At 71.7% G+C, this 16,986-nt stretch carries 13 protein-coding genes; 8 read left to right on the top strand and 5 right to left on the bottom strand.

All coding sequences use genetic code 11. From position 1 onward, the window contains the following. Positions 1 to 26 precede the first annotated feature (26 nt). Positions 27 to 2,609: an ATP-dependent helicase HrpB gene (gene hrpB / locus BFF78_RS31200; RefSeq protein ID WP_069781471.1), complete on the top strand. Its 2,583-nt coding sequence runs from the start codon at positions 27 to 29 to the stop codon at positions 2,607 to 2,609. Here hrpB and pgfA read toward each other — a convergent pair. From pgfA to BFF78_RS31190, 3 genes are all read right to left on the bottom strand, one after another. Then, complete coding sequence (gene pgfA / locus BFF78_RS31195; protein WP_069781470.1) at positions 2,599 to 3,591, bottom strand: cell envelope lipid trafficking protein PgfA; 993 nt, start codon at positions 3,589 to 3,591, stop codon at positions 2,599 to 2,601. The genes hrpB and pgfA overlap by 11 nt on opposite strands. 27 nt (positions 3,592 to 3,618) lie before the next feature. Beyond that, positions 3,619 to 3,753, bottom strand: a complete 135-nt coding sequence (locus BFF78_RS45645; protein WP_107440881.1) for an SPW_0924 family protein — start codon at positions 3,751 to 3,753, stop codon at positions 3,619 to 3,621. Between the two features lie 162 nt (positions 3,754 to 3,915). After that, the gene (locus BFF78_RS31190) at positions 3,916 to 5,637 is read right to left on the bottom strand and encodes a lytic transglycosylase domain-containing protein (RefSeq protein WP_069781469.1); all 1,722 of its coding nucleotides are present in this window, start codon (positions 5,635 to 5,637) and stop codon (positions 3,916 to 3,918) included. 315 nt (positions 5,638 to 5,952) lie between these two features. Between BFF78_RS31190 and BFF78_RS31185 the strand changes: the two genes are divergently transcribed. Next, entirely contained in the window at positions 5,953 to 6,843 is an 891-nt protein-coding gene (locus tag BFF78_RS31185) for a DUF4184 family protein (protein WP_069781468.1), read from the top strand. Here BFF78_RS31185 and BFF78_RS31180 read toward each other — a convergent pair. Further along, a complete protein-coding gene (locus BFF78_RS31180) occupies positions 6,731 to 7,171 on the bottom strand; it encodes a hypothetical protein (RefSeq protein ID WP_193433579.1) in 441 nt (146 codons plus the stop codon). The genes BFF78_RS31185 and BFF78_RS31180 overlap by 113 nt on opposite strands. A 300-nt stretch (positions 7,172 to 7,471) precedes the next feature. Further along, complete coding sequence (polA, locus tag BFF78_RS31175; RefSeq protein WP_069781466.1) at positions 7,472 to 10,198, bottom strand: DNA polymerase I; 2,727 nt, start codon at positions 10,196 to 10,198, stop codon at positions 7,472 to 7,474. Between the two features lie 227 nt (positions 10,199 to 10,425). Here polA and BFF78_RS31170 point away from each other — a divergent pair, with 227 nt between their 5' ends. The 6 genes from BFF78_RS31170 (at position 10,426) to BFF78_RS31155 (ending at position 16,983) form a co-directional block, all read left to right on the top strand. Then, positions 10,426 to 12,738, top strand: a complete 2,313-nt coding sequence (locus tag BFF78_RS31170) for an FdhF/YdeP family oxidoreductase (RefSeq protein ID WP_069781465.1) — start codon at positions 10,426 to 10,428, stop codon at positions 12,736 to 12,738. A 54-nt stretch (positions 12,739 to 12,792) separates the two neighbouring features. Then, complete coding sequence (locus tag BFF78_RS31165) at positions 12,793 to 13,284, top strand: hotdog fold thioesterase (RefSeq protein WP_069781464.1); 492 nt, start codon at positions 12,793 to 12,795, stop codon at positions 13,282 to 13,284. Between the two features lie 53 nt (positions 13,285 to 13,337). Then, positions 13,338 to 13,754 carry a hypothetical protein gene (locus tag BFF78_RS43840; RefSeq protein ID WP_079161554.1) on the top strand — a complete coding sequence of 139 codons (417 nt, stop codon included), beginning with the start codon at positions 13,338 to 13,340 and terminating at the stop codon, positions 13,752 to 13,754. Continuing rightward, entirely contained in the window at positions 13,751 to 14,413 is a 663-nt protein-coding gene (locus BFF78_RS43835; RefSeq protein ID WP_079161553.1) for a Tat pathway signal sequence domain protein, read from the top strand. The genes BFF78_RS43840 and BFF78_RS43835 overlap by 4 nt, the downstream gene beginning before the upstream one ends. 284 nt (positions 14,414 to 14,697) lie before the next feature. Continuing rightward, positions 14,698 to 15,939 carry a branched-chain amino acid ABC transporter substrate-binding protein gene (locus BFF78_RS31160; protein ID WP_069781463.1) on the top strand — a complete coding sequence of 414 codons (1,242 nt, stop codon included), beginning with the start codon at positions 14,698 to 14,700 and terminating at the stop codon, positions 15,937 to 15,939. Between the two features lie 111 nt (positions 15,940 to 16,050). Next, entirely contained in the window at positions 16,051 to 16,983 is a 933-nt protein-coding gene (locus BFF78_RS31155; protein ID WP_069781462.1) for a branched-chain amino acid ABC transporter permease, read from the top strand. The last annotated feature ends 3 nt before the right edge of the window (positions 16,984 to 16,986 follow it).

The following is a 16,986-nucleotide window of genomic DNA, read 5'->3' as shown; positions in this document are numbered from 1 at the left end:
TTTCGCCGTCGTACGACACTAGGGGCGTGATCCGTTACGACGCCCTGGACGCGCTGCCCGTGCGCTCCGCTCTGCCCGCTCTGACCGAGGCCCTGGAGGGTGCCGGCACGGCCGTGCTCGTGGCGCCGCCCGGCACCGGCAAGACGACGCTGGTGCCGCTCGTGCTGGCGGGGCTGGTCGGCGGCGGGCCCGCGCGCCGCGTCGTGGTGGCCGAGCCACGCCGGATCGCGGCGCGGGCGGCGGCCCGGCGGATGGCGTGGCTGCTGGGCGAGAGGCCCGGCGAGAGCGTCGGCTTCACGGTGCGCGGTGAACGGGCCGTGGGGCGGCACACGCGCGTGGAGGTCGCGACGACCGGCGTGCTGCTGCAGCGGCTGCAGCGGGACCAGGAGCTGCCGGGCGTCGACATTGTCGTCCTGGACGAGTGCCATGAGCGGCATCTGGACGCCGACACGGCGGCCGCGTTCCTGTGGGACGTACGGCAGGCGCTGCGGCCGGAGCTGCGGCTGGTGGCCGCGTCGGCGACGACGGATGCCGGGGGCTGGGCGCGGCTGCTGGGCGGGGCTCCGGTGGTCGAGGCGGAGGGCGTCGCGCACCCGGTGGAGGTGGTGTGGGCGCCTGCGGGGCGTCCGGTACGGCCGCCGCACGGGATGCGTGTCGATCCGGCGCTGCTGGCGCACGTGGCGTCGGTGGTGCGGCGGGCGCTGGCCGAGCGGGACGGGGACGTGCTGTGCTTTCTGCCCGGTGTGGGCGAGATCGCTCGCGTGGCGGGGCAACTGGGGGATGTGACGGACGTCGACGTGCTCCAGGTGCACGGGCGGGCGCCGGCCGCCGTGCAGGACGCGGTGCTCGCGCCCGGGGCGCGGCGCCGGGTGGTGCTGGCGACCTCGGTGGCGGAGTCGTCGCTGACGGTGCCCGGGGTGCGGGTGGTGGTGGACTCGGGGCTCGCCCGGGAACCGCGGGTGGACCACGCGCGCGGGCTGAGCGGGCTGACGACGGTACGGGCGTCGCGGGCGGCCGGGCGGCAGCGGGCGGGGCGGGCCGGGCGGGAGGCGCCGGGCTTTGTGTACCGGTGCTGGACGGAGGCCGAGGACGGGCGTCTGCCGGCGTTTCCGGCGCCGGAGATCAAGGTGGCCGACCTGACCGCGTTCGCCTTGCAGACGGCTTGCTGGGGCGATCCGGACGCCTCCGGGCTGGCGTTGCTCGATCCTCCTCCGGGCGGGGCGATGGCGGCGGCGCGGGAGGTTCTGTCGGCCGTGGGCGCGGTGGACTGCGCCGGTCGGGCCACGCCGGTCGGTGTGCGCCTGTCCCGGCTGGGAGTGCATCCCCGGCTGGGACGCGCCTTGCTGGACACCTCCGGTGAGGGGGCCGAGGTTGTCGCGCTGCTCTCCGAGGAAGTGCCGCGGGAGTACGGGGATGATCTCGCCGGTGCGTTGCGGCGGGCCCGGCGTGGAGGTGACGCGTACGCGGGGCGGTGGGCCGCGGAGGTGCGGCGGCTGCGGGCCGTCTCGGGGGAGTTTTCGCACCCGCCCGCCCGCGACCGTCGGACAGGGGGCTCCGAACAGGCCGGACCAGGCGCCGCCACGGGAGCGCGTGGCCGTCAGGAAGAGCACTCCGGCCAGGCCGGACCGGGCACCGGTGACGACAGGCTCGCCGGCCTTGTGGCCGCGCTCGCCTTTCCCGAGCGTGTCGCCAGGCTGGACGGTGGGTCGTATCTCATGGCCTCCGGTACCCGGGCCGAGCTGGAGGAGGGGTCGGGGCTCCGTGGGGCGCCCTGGATCGTCGTCGCCGTCGCGGATCGGCCCGCCGGGAAGGGGCACGCGCGCGTGCGGCTCGGGGCCGCCGTGCCACAGGACGTGGCGCTCGCCGCCGCCGGGCCCCTGCTCGGCGGGCACGACGAGGTGCACTGGGCCGGCGGGGACGTCGTGGCCCGGCATGTCGAACGGCTGGGGGCGATCGAGCTCGCCGCACGGCCGCTGCAGGACGCCGACCCGGCGCTCGTGCGCGCTGCCCTCCTCGAAGGGCTGCGGCAGGCAGGGCTCGGGCTGCTGCGGTGGACGCCGGAGGCCGAGTCGCTGCGGCAGCGGCTGGCGTTTCTGCGGGCGCATCTCGGGGAGCCCTGGCCGGACGTGTCCGGCGACGCGCTCCACGCGCGCGTGGACGAGTGGCTGGAGCCGGAGCTGGGACGGGCCCGGCGGCGAGCGGATCTCGCGCGGATCGACGCCGGTCAGGGGCTGGCGCGGCTGCTGCCCTGGGCGAGCGGACAGGCCGCCCGGCTGGACGAACTGGCGCCGGAGCGCATCGCCGTACCGAGTGGGTCCAGAATTCGGATCGACTACCGGGATCCGGAGCGCCCCGTGCTCGCGGTGAAGCTGCAGGAGATGTTCGGGCTGCGGCAGACGCCGGCGGTGGCGGGGGTGCCCCTGCTCGTGCATCTGCTCTCGCCCGCCGGGCGGCCCGCCGCCGTGACGGCCGACCTCGCCTCCTTCTGGAAGGACGGCTACAAGGGCGTACGGGCGGAGTTGCGCGGACGGTATCCGAAGCATCCGTGGCCCGAGGACCCGGCGACCGCGGAGCCCACCCGGCACACCAACGCGAGGCTCAGGCGCTGACCGGTTCGGGTTCGGCCGGTTCCGTGGGTGCGGGGTCCTGGGGGCGGCGGGCGCGGGCCTCCAGATAGAGGGAGAGGGCCAGGAGCAGGACTCCTGCGGTCAGGGAGCCCCAGGGGACGTACGAGGTGAGCGTCAGGACCAGGGTGCGGTTGTGCTTGACCAGGGCGACCGTGTGCTCGATGTAGTCCTCGCGCATCTTCACGTCGCCGGCGAACGCCGTGACCTTGGCCCGGCCGCCCAGCAGGGTGCCGCCGCGCAGTTCCTCCCGGTGGAGTTCCTCGCCGTAGACGGGTGCGCCGGTGACCGGTTCGACCCAGAACCTGCGGACGGTGCTGTACCAGCGGGTCGTGCCCGTCCTCGCGACCGATTCCGCAGTGATGCCCTGGACGGGCAGGGTCTTCGGCATGGGGACCTTGGTCCAGGGGATGGTCTGCTCGAAGTAGTAGACCGTCAGGCCGCGGAAGGTCCGGGTGTCCTTGTAGTGGATGGGGCTGGTGGTGCGGGTCTGCGCGTCGAAGTACTCGTAGTCGCGTTTCTGCGTCAGGAAGGGCCACTTGAACTCGATGCCGTCGCGTGTGACGGGGTCGCCGTCGACCATCTCGCCGGTCGCGTGCACGGGGTCCTGGCTGTGGGCGTCGAAGATGTAGCGCTCGGGGACCTTGGAGACCATCTTCCCGTCGGGGCCCTGGACGTAGGAGAGGCTGTCCCAGACCACGACCGGCCGCCCCGCCGTCCTCTCGATGCTCTTCGCGGCCTCCACGTTGCCCTTGAGGGTCTGCACGATGGTGACCTTGGAGACCTTCTTCGCGCGCATCGTGCCGTAGTCGAGGAGGGTGGCGCCCCTGGCCTCCAGGACCATGTCCTGGTACTGGTTCGCGGGGATCCTGGCCAGGCGCGGGAAGGCGTACCAGCGCAGCAGCGGGGACAGCGCCGCGCAGAAGACGGCGCAGGCGAGCAGGACCAGGCTTGCCTTGCGGCGCATGGAAGGCTCCCTCCCGGACGGGCTCGGCTACGGGTGCGAGGGCACCGTCGTCAGCAGCGGCTTGGGGGATGTGCGGCCCGTCGGCGTACCCATGGCGGTCATCGCCAGGACCAGGACGAGTGCGAGGGCGAGACCGGTCGCGGCGGCGATCAGGGCGCGCATACGGGCCTCCCGGCAGACGGTCGTGTCCTGACAGCTTCCTGATGGGTCGTCAGGTTCGGCACCGTAGCAACGGGCGGGTGAGATGAGAACAGCGGTGCACGGACGAACGAGGGCGCCCTCCCCGCCGGTGCGAAGAGGGCGCCCTGCCGGTGGTGTGGTGCGTCAGGAGGCGGACGGGCTCGGGGACGGGCTCGGCGAGGAGTCGGCGGCGGCGACCTTCAGCTCGACGGTGAGCGTCGCGCCGCCGGCGGTGGTGATGCGCAGCAGGAAGGTGCCGGTGGTGTCGTCTGCGTACAGCTTCGGCAGGGTCAGCAGGCCCTTGGCGTCCGTCTGGAGGCCGGTGAGCGTGCGTACGGTCTTGCCGTCGGCGTCCTTGAAGTAGGGGCCCTTGTCGTTCTCGGTGGTGTCGGTGTCGGACTTGATCAGGGTGGCCGTGGCCGCGACCTTGTCCGCGACGGCGCCCTTGTACGTCCCCTTCACCTCGACCTGGTCGGCGAACTCGCCGCCCGGGGTGCAGGTCAGCGGGGTGTCGCTGGTGCGGGTCAAGGTGTCGGCGGCGCGCTCGGTGACGGTGGCGGTGTAGTCGACGCCCTTGACCGGGCGGCCCACGACGGTGGCGGTGACCTTGAAGTCGCCGGTCTTCTCGCCCGCCTGGAGCGCGGGTGCGAGGGCGATGCCCTTGGCGTCGGTGGCGACCGTGGCCACGCTCTCGCCGCCGGCGAAGGTGGCGTCGGTGTCCCCGGAGATGGTGAACCGGATCCTGACCTTGGCGACGGAAGCGCCGGCCTTGGTCTCGGCGCGGGTGCCGATCCGCTCGGTGAAGGCGTGGCCGGCCATCGTGGTGAGCTTGGCCGTGTCCGCGTCGTGCAGGTGGTCCACCGTGTCGGTGGGGGTCTGCGGAGGCGTCGGCGGGACGGGCGGCTTCGGCGGTTTCGGGCTGGGGCTGGGGCTGGGGCTTCCGCTCCCGCCGCCCGGGTGGCCGGGCTTCGGGTCCGGCTTGTGTCCGGGCTTGGTCCTCGGCGTATCCGAGGGCTTCGGGGTGCTGCCGTCACTGCGGTGGCTGGGGACGGAACCGGAGCCGTCGGGCACGGAGTGGGTGCCCTTGCGGTAGTACTCCAACCACGACAGGACGTGGTTCAGGTAGTCCTGCGAGTGGTTGTAGCTGAGGATCGCGCTGTGCAGATCGTCCTCGCGCGAGAGGTCGAGGCCGTCGCGGCACAGATAGTGGCCCGCGGCGAGGGCGGCGTCGTAGACGTTGTTGGGGTCCTTCTTGCCGTCGCCGTTGCCGTCGCGGCCGGCCCAGGCCCAGGTCGACGGGATGAACTGCATGGGGCCGACGGCCTGGTCGTACTCGGTGTTGCCGTCGTAGAGGCCGTGGTCGGTGTCCTTGATGAGCGCGAAGCCGTTGCCGTCGAGCGCCGGGCCCAGGATCGGGCTGACGGTCGTGCCGCTCGCGTCGACCTCGCCGCCGCGGGCCTGGCCCGACTCGACCTGGCCGATGGCCGCGAGCAACTGCCAGGGCAGGTTGCAGCCCGGCTTGGAGGAACGCAGTTCGGCTTCGGCCTTCTTGTAGGCATCGAGGACCGTCGCCGGTATGCCGGCCTCGGCGTCGCCCTGGGGTACGGGGGTGCCGGCGGTCGGGGAGGGGCTGGGATGGGGGCTGTTGAGCGGCGGCAGGTCCGTGTAGTACGGCGAGTTGCCGGTGGCGTTGCCGTCGGAGCTCGCGTCGGGAACGGGGCTGGAGGCCCCGGCCACGGTCTGTCTGCCGTGGCCCTCGCCGGTCGCTCCCGGAGCCTGGGACGCGGACAGGGCCGCAACCGCTGCCGCGGCCACGGCGGTGGTCGCCGCTCCCTTGCGCAGCCGCCTTCCGAAATGCGCCGCCATCGAGTGAACCCCTCCCGTGGACGCCCCGCGTCCGTATCCGTCGGTCTTGCTCGCCCTGGTGTGACGGTTGCCCCGGCGATCCGGTTGCCTCTGTCGCGCCCTTCCGTCCGTGCGCTGTGTGTGCTATCGCGCGCCCGGCGCGGCGCCGCAGGTGACCCTACGGCAACTTGCTGCCTGTCGGGACCCGTTCGAGCCGGTTTTCACCGGTTGGCCAACTCTCGTTGCCGCCTACGGCCCCGGGCGGTGGTCCCGCATACTGGACGGACGTGATCACCGGCTCGGCACCACGGCCGACGACCGTTCCAGGGAGCCCTGTTGCCGTTCACACTCAGCCATGCGGCGGCCGTCCTGCCCGGGGTACGCCGGGACGGCGGCGGCCGTGGCCCGCTGGTGCCGGCGGTGCTCGTCGCGGGCTCCTTCGCGCCCGACATGACCTTCTACGCGGCGAGTGTCCTGCCGGGCGGCATGGAATTCGGCGCGGTGACGCACTCGTTCGCCGGGGTCTTCACGGTCGACGTGCTCATCACCTGGGCGCTGGTGGGGTTGTGGCTGCTCGTCCGCGAACCGCTGCTCGCGCTGCTGCCCCGGGCCTGGCAGGGACGGCCGGCGCTGCTGCTGCGCTGCGGTGCGCCACGCGCGCGTGTAGGGGCCGTCACGGTGACGCGGTGGTACGTCTCCGCCGTGCTGGGTGGGCTGACCCATGTGGTGTGGGACGCCTTCACGCATGACGGGCGCTGGGGGACGCGGCTGATTCCGGCCATCGAGCGGGACCGTCTCGCGGGCATGCCGCTGTTCTCGTGGCTGCAGTACGGCTCGTCCGTGGCGGGTGCGGTCGTGCTCGCGGTGTTCGCCGCGTATGCGCTGCGGCGGGCGCCGGGCGGGGAGCCGGTGGGGGTGCCGGTGCTGTCCGTGCGGGACCGGTGGTGGGCCGGCGCGGTGCTCGGCGGGTGCGCGGTGGCCGGGGCGGCGCAGCGGGTGGCGCGCTGGTGGGCGCTGACGGGCGCGCCGGAGCGGCTGTGGGATCTGGTGCCCACCCTGTGCTTCGGCGTGGGCGCCGGGCTGGTCCTGGGGCTCGTGCTGTACGCCGTCGGGGTCAGGAGGCGGCGTCGTCCGGGCCTGGTTCCGGACGGTCCAGGGGGGCCGGATGATCCCGGTGATCCCGGTGGGGTGGTCGGTTCCGGCCGGGGGCGGCCGGTCGCTCGGTGAGGGACGCGACGAAGACGGTGAGGGTGCGCCGGGGGCGCGGTCTCGGGATCGCGGTGAGCGCGAGGGCGAGGTAGCCGCGGGCGAGGTCGGCCCACTGGCGCCAGTCCGGCGCGTGGCCCACGCAGGCGGTCAGGCCGGTGAGTCTGTGCCGGAGGTCCGTGGCGGCCTTGCGGACGGTCACGGCCAGGTCGGCGGGGATGCGGGCGGTGCTTGCGTCGGCCACGAGGGCCGGGACCGGCGAGGCGGGCATGGCCTGCGCCGAGGCGGTGTCCGCCCAGGCCCGGAGGTCTGCATCGGGCGTCCGGCGGTGAAGCATGCGTATACCCATGCTCGCAGTTTTGCGGCTGTGGGGGGTGGGGGGCGTTTTGACGGGGGCCACGTGAGTGACGGGCCCTTGAGGGGGTTCGGCCGACTTGCGCCGTGCGGGCACCGGATTCCTGGGCTGGTGGGGTGGGGTGGACGTACGGGTTGCGGCGGGGTCGGCCCCGCCGGATTGCGCCGTCGGAGTCAAGCGGCGTTGCAGCACAGAAGACCGGGTCGGCGTCGGCTCGCAGGGCCGCCGCGGTCGGGTGGGGGGCGGTGCGGCCGGCCTCGGCCGCACCGCCCCCCACCCGCGAACCGCCGCAGGCTAATGCGCTGCCGACTCCCAGTCCGGACCGGCGCCCACCGAGACGTCCAGGGGGGCGCGGAGCTGGACGGCGGTGGACATTTCGTGGCGGACGATCCGCTCCGCGGCCGCTCGCTCGCCGGGGGCGATCTCCAGGACGATTTCGTCGTGGACCTGCAAGAGCATGCGGGACTTCAGGTCCGCCGCCCGCAGGGCGCTGTCCACCTTGAGCATGGCGATCTTGACGATGTCCGCCGCCGTGCCCTGGATGGGCGCGTTGAGGGCCATGCGCTCGGCCGCCTCGCGGCGCTGGCGGTTGTCGCTGTTGAGGTCGGGGAGGTAACGCCGGCGCCCGAAGAGCGTCGCCGTGTAGCCCGTGGCCCGCGCCTCGTCGACCGCCCGGCGCAGATAGTCCCGGACACCGCCGAAGCGCTCGAAGTACGCGTCCATCAGGGCGCGCGCCTCCGCCGCCTCGATGTTCAGCTGCTGGGACAGGCCGAAGGCGGAGAGGCCGTAGGCCAGGCCGTACGACATCGCCTTGATCTTGCGGCGCATCTCCGCGTCCACCGCGGCGGGCTCGACGCCGAACACCTGGGAGGCGGCCGTGGTGTGCAGGTCCTCGCCGGAGGTGAACGCCCGGATCAGGCCCTCGTCCTCGGACAGGTGGGCCATCACGCGCAGCTCGATCTGGCTGTAGTCGGCGGTCATCAGGGACTCGAAGCCCTCACCGACCACGAAACCGCGGCGGATCGCCCGGCCCTCGTCCGTGCGGACCGGGATGTTCTGCAGGTTCGGGTCCGTGGAGGACAGCCGGCCGGTGGCGGCGACCGTCTGGTTGAACGTGGTGTGGATACGGCCGTCGCCCGCGATCGTCTTGATCAGGCCCTCGACCGTGACCCGAAGCTTCGCCTGCTCGCGGTGGCGGAGCATGATCACCGGGAGTTCGTTGTCGGTCTGGGTGGCGAGCCAGGCCAGGGCGTCGGCGTCGGTGGTGTAGCCGGTCTTGGTCTTCTTGGTCTTCGGCAGGGCGAGCTCGCCGAAGAGGACCTCCTGGAGCTGCTTGGGTGAGCCCAGGTTGAACTCGTGGCCGGCCGCCGCGTGGGCCTCCTTCACGGCCTGCTGCACCGCGCCCGCGAAGGTCTGCTCCATCGCTTCGAGGTGCGCGCGGTCGGCCGCGATGCCGTGGCGCTCCATGCGGGCGAGCAGGGCGGAGGTGGGCAGCTCCATGTCGCGCAGGAGGTCGGCCGCGCCGACCTCCTCGAGGCGCGTCTCGAAGGCCGTACCGAGGTCGAGGACCGCGCGGGCCTGGACCATCAGGGCCTCGGCCTCGGCGCCGTCGTCGGTGCCGAAGGCCAGCTGGCCGTCGGCCGCGGCGGCGGGCGCCAGCTCGCGGTGCAGGTACTCCAGGGACAGCGCGTCCAGGTCGAAGGAGCGGCGGCCCGGCTTGACCAGGTAGGCGGCGAGCGCGGTGTCCATGCTCACGCCCTCGACGGACCAGCCGTGCTCGGCGAAGACGCGCATGGCGCCCTTGGCGTTGTGGAACACCTTGGGGCGGCCGGCATCCGCCAGCCAGGCCGCGAACGCGTTCTCGTCGGCCTCGTCCAGCTCGGCCGGGTCGAACCAGGCGGCCGCTCCCCCGGCCGCGGCCAGGGCGACCTCGGCGACCGAGCCGGTGCCCAGCGCCCAGGTGCCGACGGTGGCGACGCCCAGGGTCTCGGCGCCGTGCCCGGCGAGCCAGGGGGCCAGCTCGCCGGTGCGCAGGATCTTGCCGTCGATCTCCACGCCGTCCACCGTGACCGGGGTGGCCTCGGCCTCCTCGGAGCCGGGGTCGACGGCGAAGAGGCGCTCGCGCAGGGACGGGTTGCGGATCTCCAGGGTGTCCAGGACCATCGCGACGGCCTTGCGGTCGTACGGGGCCCGCTCCAGGTCGGTGACCGGCCTCGGCAGCTCGACCTGGCGCTCCAGCTCGGTGAGGACGCGGTTGAGCTTGACGGACTCCAGGTGGTCGCGGAGGTTCTGCCCGGCCTTGCCCTTGACCTCGTCGACGCGCTCGACCAGTTCCCCGAACGAGCCGAACTGGTTGATCCACTTCGCGGCGGTCTTCTCGCCGACGCCGGGGATGCCGGGGAGGTTGTCGGACGGGTCGCCGCGCAGGGCCGCGAAGTCCGGGTACTGGGCGGGGGTCAATCCGTACTTCTCGAAAACCTTCTCCGGGGTGAACCGGGTCAGCTCCGAGACGCCCTTGGTCGGGTAGAGCACGGTGGTGTTCTCGGTGACCAGCTGGAAGGAGTCGCGGTCGCCGGTGACGATCAGCACCTCGAAGCCCTCGGCCTCGGCCTGGGTGGCGAGGGTGGCGATGACGTCGTCCGCCTCGTACCCCTCGACGGCGAAGCGGGGGGCGTGCATCGCGTCGAGGAGCTCGCCGATCAGCTCGACCTGGCCCTTGAACTCGTCGGGGGTCTTGGAGCGGTTGGCCTTGTACTCGGTGAAGCGCTCGGAGCGCCAGGTCTTGCGCGAGACGTCGAAGGCCACGGCGAAGTGCGTGGGCTCCTCGTCACGCAGGGTGTTGGCCAGCATCGACGCGAAACCGTAGATCGCGTTCGTCGGCTGGCCGGTCGCGGTCGTGAAGTTCTCCGCGGGCAGCGCGAAGAACGCGCGGTAGGCCAGTGAGTGCCCGTCCATGAGCATCAGCCGGGGGCGGGTACCGCCGGGGGTCTTGTCGGTCTTCTTCGATGCTGTCTCTGCCACGCCCTCGATCCTGCCACGCCGCACTGACACTCCGGTCCGGGGTGCCGAGGGTTGCCGGTCCGTCACCGAGTGTGTTGCCGGCGGGGTCGGGAGTGGTTGCGGGGAGTTCGGCACCGCCGGGCACCACGGCCTAGCTGATCGCCGTTGCAGGGCGACGGCTCCGTTGTCGGTGGCCCGTGGGAGGATCGGCATCGTACTTGGCACACGCAGTCGAAGGGGACCGTGCGATGGCGACGAAGCCGCCCAAGGGTGATCCGGTTCAGGACGCGCCGCAGGTCGCGGAGCCGAAGCACGCGGCCGCGGGGCTGCCCGCCATCGGGCACACCCTGCGCATCGCCCAGCAGCAGATGGGCGTGCGGCGCACGGCGCTGACGTTGCTGCGGGTGAACCAGAAGGACGGGTTCGACTGCCCGGGCTGCGCCTGGCCGGAGCCGGACCACCGGAACAAGGTGGAGTTCTGCGAGAACGGCGCGAAGGCGGTGGCCGAGGAGGCCACCCTGCGCCGGGTCACCCCGGAGTTCTTCGCCGCGCACCCCGTCGCCGACCTGGCCGGCCGCAGCGGCTACTGGCTGGGGCAGCAGGGCCGTCTCACGCACCCCATGTACCTCCCGGAGGGCGGCACGCACTACGAGCCGGTCACCTGGGAGCGCGCCTTCGGCATCGTCGCCGAGGAGATCGCCGCCCTCTCCTCCCCCGACGAGGCGGTCTTCTACACCTCGGGCCGTACCAGCAACGAGGCCGCGTTCCTGTACCAGCTCTTCGCGCGCGAGCTGGGCACGAACAACCTGCCGGACTGCTCCAACATGTGCCACGAGTCGTCCGGGTCGGCGCTCAGCGAGACCATCGGCATCGGCAAGGGCAGCGTCCTGCTGGAGGATCTGTACCGGGCCGACCTGATCATCGTCGCCGGGCAGAACCCGGGGACGAACCATCCGCGCATGCTCACGGCGCTGGAGAAGGCCAAGGCGAACGGCGCGAAGATCATCAGCGTCAATCCGCTGCCCGAGGCCGGCCTGGAGCGGTTCAAGAACCCGCAGACTCCACAGGGTCTGCTGAAGGGCGCGGCACTCACCGATCTGTTCCTGCAGATCCGCATCGGTGGCGACCAGGCGCTCTTCCGGCTCCTGAACAAGCTCATCCTCCAGACGGACGGCGCGGTCGACGAGGGGTTCGTCCGCGAACACACCCATGGCTTCGAGGAGTTCGCCGAGGTCGCGCGCGCCGCCGACTGGGACGAGACCCTGAAGGCGACCGGCCTCACGCGCGCGGAGATCGAGCAGGCCCTCGGCATGGTGCTCGCCTCGCAGCGGACCATCGTGTGCTGGGCCATGGGTCTCACCCAGCACAAGCACGCCGTGCCGACCATCCGCGAGGTGGTCAACTTCCTGCTGCTACGCGGCAACATCGGGCGGCCGGGCGCGGGGGTGTGCCCGGTGCGCGGGCACAGCAACGTCCAGGGCGACCGCACCATGGGCATCTTCGAGCGGCCCGCGCCGGCCTTCCTGGACGCGCTGGAGAAGGAGTTCGGGTTCGCGCCGCCGCGCGAGCACGGCTTCGACGTCGTACGGGCCATCCGTGCGCTGCGCGACGGCGAGGCGAAGGTGTTCTTCGCCATGGGCGGCAACTTCGTCTCCGCCTCCCCCGACACCGAGGTGACCGAGGCCGCGATGCGGCGGGCGCGGCTGACGGTGCATGTGTCGACCAAGCTCAACCGCTCGCATGTCGTCACGGGCGCGCGGGCGCTGATCCTGCCCACGCTGGGCCGCACCGAGCGGGACCTGCAGGCCGGTGGCGAGCAGTTCGTGACCGTCGAGGACTCGATGGGCATGGTGCACGCCTCGCGCGGGCGGCTGGCGCCGGCGAGCCCGCGCCTGAAGTCCGAGCCCGCGATCATCTGCGGTCTCGCGCGCCGTGTGCTCGGCGAGCGCAGCGTGGTGCCGTGGGAGGAGTTCGAGAAGGACTACGCGGCGATCCGTGACCGCATCGCGCGCGTGGTCCCCGGTTTCGCGGACTTCAACGCGCGCGTGGCCCGGCCCGGCGGCTTCGCGCTGCCGCACGCCCCGCGCGACGAGCGCCGTTTCCCGACCGCCACGGGCAAGGCGAACTTCACGGCGGCGCCGGTGGAGTATCCCGAACTGCCCGAGGGCCGGCTGCTGTTGCAGACCCTGCGCTCGCACGACCAGTACAACACCACGATCTACGGCCTGGACGACCGGTACCGGGGCATCACGGGCGGCCGCCGGGTGGTGCTGGTGCACCCCGAGGACGCGCGGGCGCTGGGGTTCGCCGAGGGGTCGTACGTCGACCTGGTGAGCGAGTGGAGGGACGGCGTGGAGCGGCGGGCGCCCGGTTTCCGCGTCGTGCACTACCCGACGACCCGGGGCTGCGCGGCGGCGTACTACCCCGAGACGAACGTCCTGGTCCCGCTCGACGCCACCGCCGACACGAGCAACACTCCGGCCAGCAAGTCCGTGGTCGTACGACTCGAAGACCACGCGGAGAGCGCCGCGGGCCGTCTGGAACAATCGGCGACCGACTGAGCGTTTGCTCAGCCAGAAGACAGGTCGCACGGCATGACGAACGGAGCGGGGCCCATGGGTGAGCAGCAGCGAGTGACGTTTCCGCAGGAGGTCATCGACGAGTACGCGGCGCTCGGTGTCGATCTGCCCGCCCTGTTCTCGGCCGGGCACCTCGGCACGCGGATGGGTGTACAGATCCTGGAGGCCTCGGCGGAGAAGGTCGTCGGGACGATGCCGGTGGAGGGCAACACCCAGCCGTACGGCCTGCTGCACGGAGGCGCCTCCGCGGTGCTGGCGGAGACCCTCGGCTCGGTCGGCTCCATGCTGCACGGCGGCAGCTCGAAGATCGCGGTCGGCGTGGACCTGAACTGCACGCACCACAGAGGGGTTCGCTCGGGCCTGGTGACCGGTGTGGCCACGCCGGTGCACCGGGGCCGTTCGACGGCGACATACGAGATCGTGATCAGCGACGAGCAGGGCCGCCGGGTGTGCAGCGCCCGGCTGACCTGCCTGCTGCGGGACGTCCGGCCGGCCGACGCGGCGCAGGTGCCGCCCACCGCGGACTGAACGGCTCGCACCGGACCGTTGCCCCTCGCCGCCCCTGCCCGTAGCTTCGGCTCATGGGACGGCGAGGGGACCCCCGGCCGGGGGCGAGGTTCCCGGTGCTCGGGCCGGCGCTGCCGGCCCTGCTGTGCACGACGGCCTGCGACGGGCCCGCCGGTGCCGGGAGGTCCGCACGCCCCTCCCCCTCGAAGACCTCCGGCTCCCCCTCGAAGACCTGCGACGCCGATCTGTGCACCCGTCTCGTCGCACCCTGGTCCCGTGAGGTGCTCGACGGCGGCACCTACGGCGATTACCGGTCGATGGGCCTGTCCCATGGGCGATACGCGATCCCGCGGGACGTCGTGGACGCGGCCCGCACCATGAGACGACGTCAAGATGCAGGTGGCGCCGATGAATTGATCGGCCGTCAGACATGCATCGCCTGCACCGAGCGCTACCGTCACGGCTCCCCGAGCGGCGGGCCCCGGCAATGAGCGGCATCGGCCCACTGGAGCCCGGCGAGGGCACGCGCGCGTGGGACGCCCGGCGGCCGGTGGGCCCAACTCCCCGCCGTGCGGGCCGAATCCGCTCGGCCGTGGCGGCCCGGTACGCCCGCCACCGGCGCGCCACCCTGGCATTCGGCACGGCGGCCGTCCTGCTGGCCGGCGGCGGCTATCTCTACGCCACCCGACCCCAGCAGCCGTCCCCGCCGCCCCCGCCGCCGGCGCCCTATCCCGCCCAGGTGGTGGAGGTGGCGTACGTGGGCGGCCGGGCCACTCCGGCGGGCGCCCCTCCGCGCAGTTTCAGCTTCGCTGTGCTACTGAGCGTGGAGTCGGGGCCGCCGGTCACCGTGACCCGGGTGAGCCAGCCGTACGCGGGACTTTCCCTGGTGACGGTTCCCCGAACGCCCTTCCGGGCAAAGGCAGGTTCGGACCGCAAGATCACGATAACCATGCACGTGACGCAATGCGGGAAAGTACCCATGGACGCCGGGATGCCTTTCCTGGATGTAACCCTGCGTAATGCGCGAGCAATGCAGATTCACAGCTACATCCTCGGTACGCGCTATGCACAACACCTCTCCCAGTCCCTGAAAGTCGCCTGCAGCCACAGCCCGCTGTCATCACCAAAACCCTCGAGACGCCTGAATTGATCATGGTGAGTCCTGCGGGTTCTCACATTCCGGACAGGGCGAATCGGCCGGAATTCCGCCCTAACCCCCAGGGCGTACCGCTCTGCATTACGTCGTGTCATAACAAGAGAGTCACAGCCTTGGTCAGACTCTCTCCACGTTCCCTGCACACGCTTAGAGTCACCGCCAGTCACCGCGCCGACTAACAGCCTCATCGACTTGCCTCTCCGGCTTTGTCTTTTGGGGCAGGCGCGCGGCTCGACCGCCTCCAGGGGGATGCGGTCGTCCTGGGGAAAGGACTGATCGTGCGTCAACGTTCGCTCATCGCCATCACCGCCGCGCTGGCAGCGGGAGCACTCACCCTCACCGCCTGCGGCTCGCGCGACAGCGGCGGAAAGGGCTCGGATTCCGGCAAGGGCGGCGGCACCACCGTCACCATCGGCGTCGACGCCCCGCTGACCGGCGACCTGTCCGCAATCGGCCTGGGCATCAAGAACTCGGTGGACCTCGCGGTCAACACCGCCAACAAGAAGAATTACGTCAAGGGCGTCACCTTCAAGATCGAGGCCAAGGACGACCAGGCGCAGCCCTCCTCGGGTCAGTCGAACGCCACCGCGTTCGTCGGCGACAACAGCGTCCTCGGCGTGGTCGGCCCGCTGAACTCGTCCGTGGCCCAGTCGATGCAGAAGGTCTTCGACGACGCCAAACTGGTCGAGGTCTCGCCGGCCAACACCAACCCCGCCCTGACCCAGGGCACCAACTGGCAGACGTCGAAGGCGCGTCCGTACAAGTCGTACTTCCGCACGGCGACCACGGACGCCATCCAGGGCCCCTTCGCCGCCCAGTACGTCTACAACACGGCCAAGAAGACCAAGGTCTTCGTCATCGACGACAAGAAGACCTACGGCGCCGGCCTCGCCGCCACCTTCACCGACGAGTTCAAGAAGCTCGGCGGCAAGGTCGTCGGCACCGAGCACATCAACCCCGACACCAAGGACTACTCCGCGGTCGCCACCAAGGTGAAGAGCTCGGGCGCCGACGTGGTCTACTACGGCGGCGAGTACCCGCAGGCCGGTCCGCTCAGCAAGCAGATCAAGTCGGCGGGCGCCAACGTCCCGCTGGTCGGCGGTGACGGTATCTACGACCCCACCTTCATCAAGCTGGCCGGCAGCGCCGCCACCGGCGACCTCGCCACCTCGGTCGGCGCCCCGGTCGAGACGCTGCCCTCCGCCAAGCAGTTCGTCGCCGACTACAAGGCGGGCGGCTACAAGGAGGACTACGCGGCCTACGGCGGCTACTCCTACGACTCGGCCTGGGCGATCATCGAGGCCGTGAAGAAGGTCGTCGACGACAACGGCGGCAAGCTGCCGTCCGACGCCCGCGCGAAGGTCACCGCCGCGGTGCAGAACGTCTCCTTCGACGGTGTGACCGGCAAGGTCTCCTTCGACGAGTACGGTGACGCGACCAACAAGCAGCTCACCGTCTACAAGGTCGACGGCGGCGCCTGGAAGGCTGCCCAGTCCGGCACCTACAACCCCAGCAGCTGACCCACACCCGCACCCACCGAGCCGCGCGGGGCGCTGTTCCACTGGCGCCCCGCGCGTCCTCGCATCCGGCCCCATCCGTCGAAGCTTTCCGAACCTCTCGGAGGACATGCGGTGAACGAACTGCCGCAGCAGCTGGTCAACGGCCTGCTACTGGGATCCATGTACGGGCTGGTCGCCATCGGCTACACGATGGTCTATGGCATCGTCCAGCTCATCAACTTCGCCCACGGCGAGATCTTCATGACCGGCGCCTTCGGCGCGCTCACGGTCTACGCGTACATACTGCCTGACGGCACCTCGATGTGGGTCGCCCTGCCCCTCATGCTGGTGGGCGCGGTCCTGGTCGCCGTCCTGGTCGCCGTCGGAGCGGAACGGTTCGCCTACCGTCCCCTGCGCACCGCCCCCCGTCTCGCCCCCCTCATCACCGCGATAGGCCTCTCCCTGGCCCTGCAGCAGGCGGTGTGGGCCTGGTACCCCGAGGCGAAGTCCGCCCGCACCTTCCCGACCATTCCGGGCGGCCCCTTCACCATCGGCAACGTCACGATCCAGACCGGGGACATCTTCCTGGTGGTCGCGGCCCCGCTCAGCATGGCCTTCCTCGCCTACTTCGTGATGCGCACCCGTACCGGCCGCGGCATGCAGGCCACCGCCCAGGATCCGGACACCGCGAAGCTGATGGGTGTCAACACCGACCGGATCATCGTGATCGCGTTCGCCCTCGGCGCCGCCTTCGCGGCCGTCGGAGGTGTCGCCTACGGCCTCAAGTACGGCCAGATCGACTTCAAGATGGGCTTCCTCCTCGGTCTGAAGGCCTTCACCGCGGCCGTCCTCGGCGGCATCGGAAACATCTACGGCGCCATGCTCGGCGGTCTCGTCCTCGGTGTGGCCGAGGCCCTGTCCACCGCCTACATCGCGAACATCCCCGGCATGGACAAGTTCGGCAGCCAGTCCTGGGCAGACGTCTGGGCCTTCGTACTCCTCATCCTCGTACTGCTGTTCAGGCCGCAGGGCCTGCTCGGCGAACGCGTCGCGGACAGGGCGTGACAC

Origin of the sequence: Streptomyces fodineus, from assembly GCF_001735805.1 — a bacterium.
GTDB lineage: Bacteria > Actinomycetota > Actinomycetes > Streptomycetales > Streptomycetaceae > Streptomyces > Streptomyces fodineus.
The sequence above is the reverse complement of the archived record's forward strand: the minus strand, read 5'-3'. Positions and strand labels throughout refer to the sequence as shown.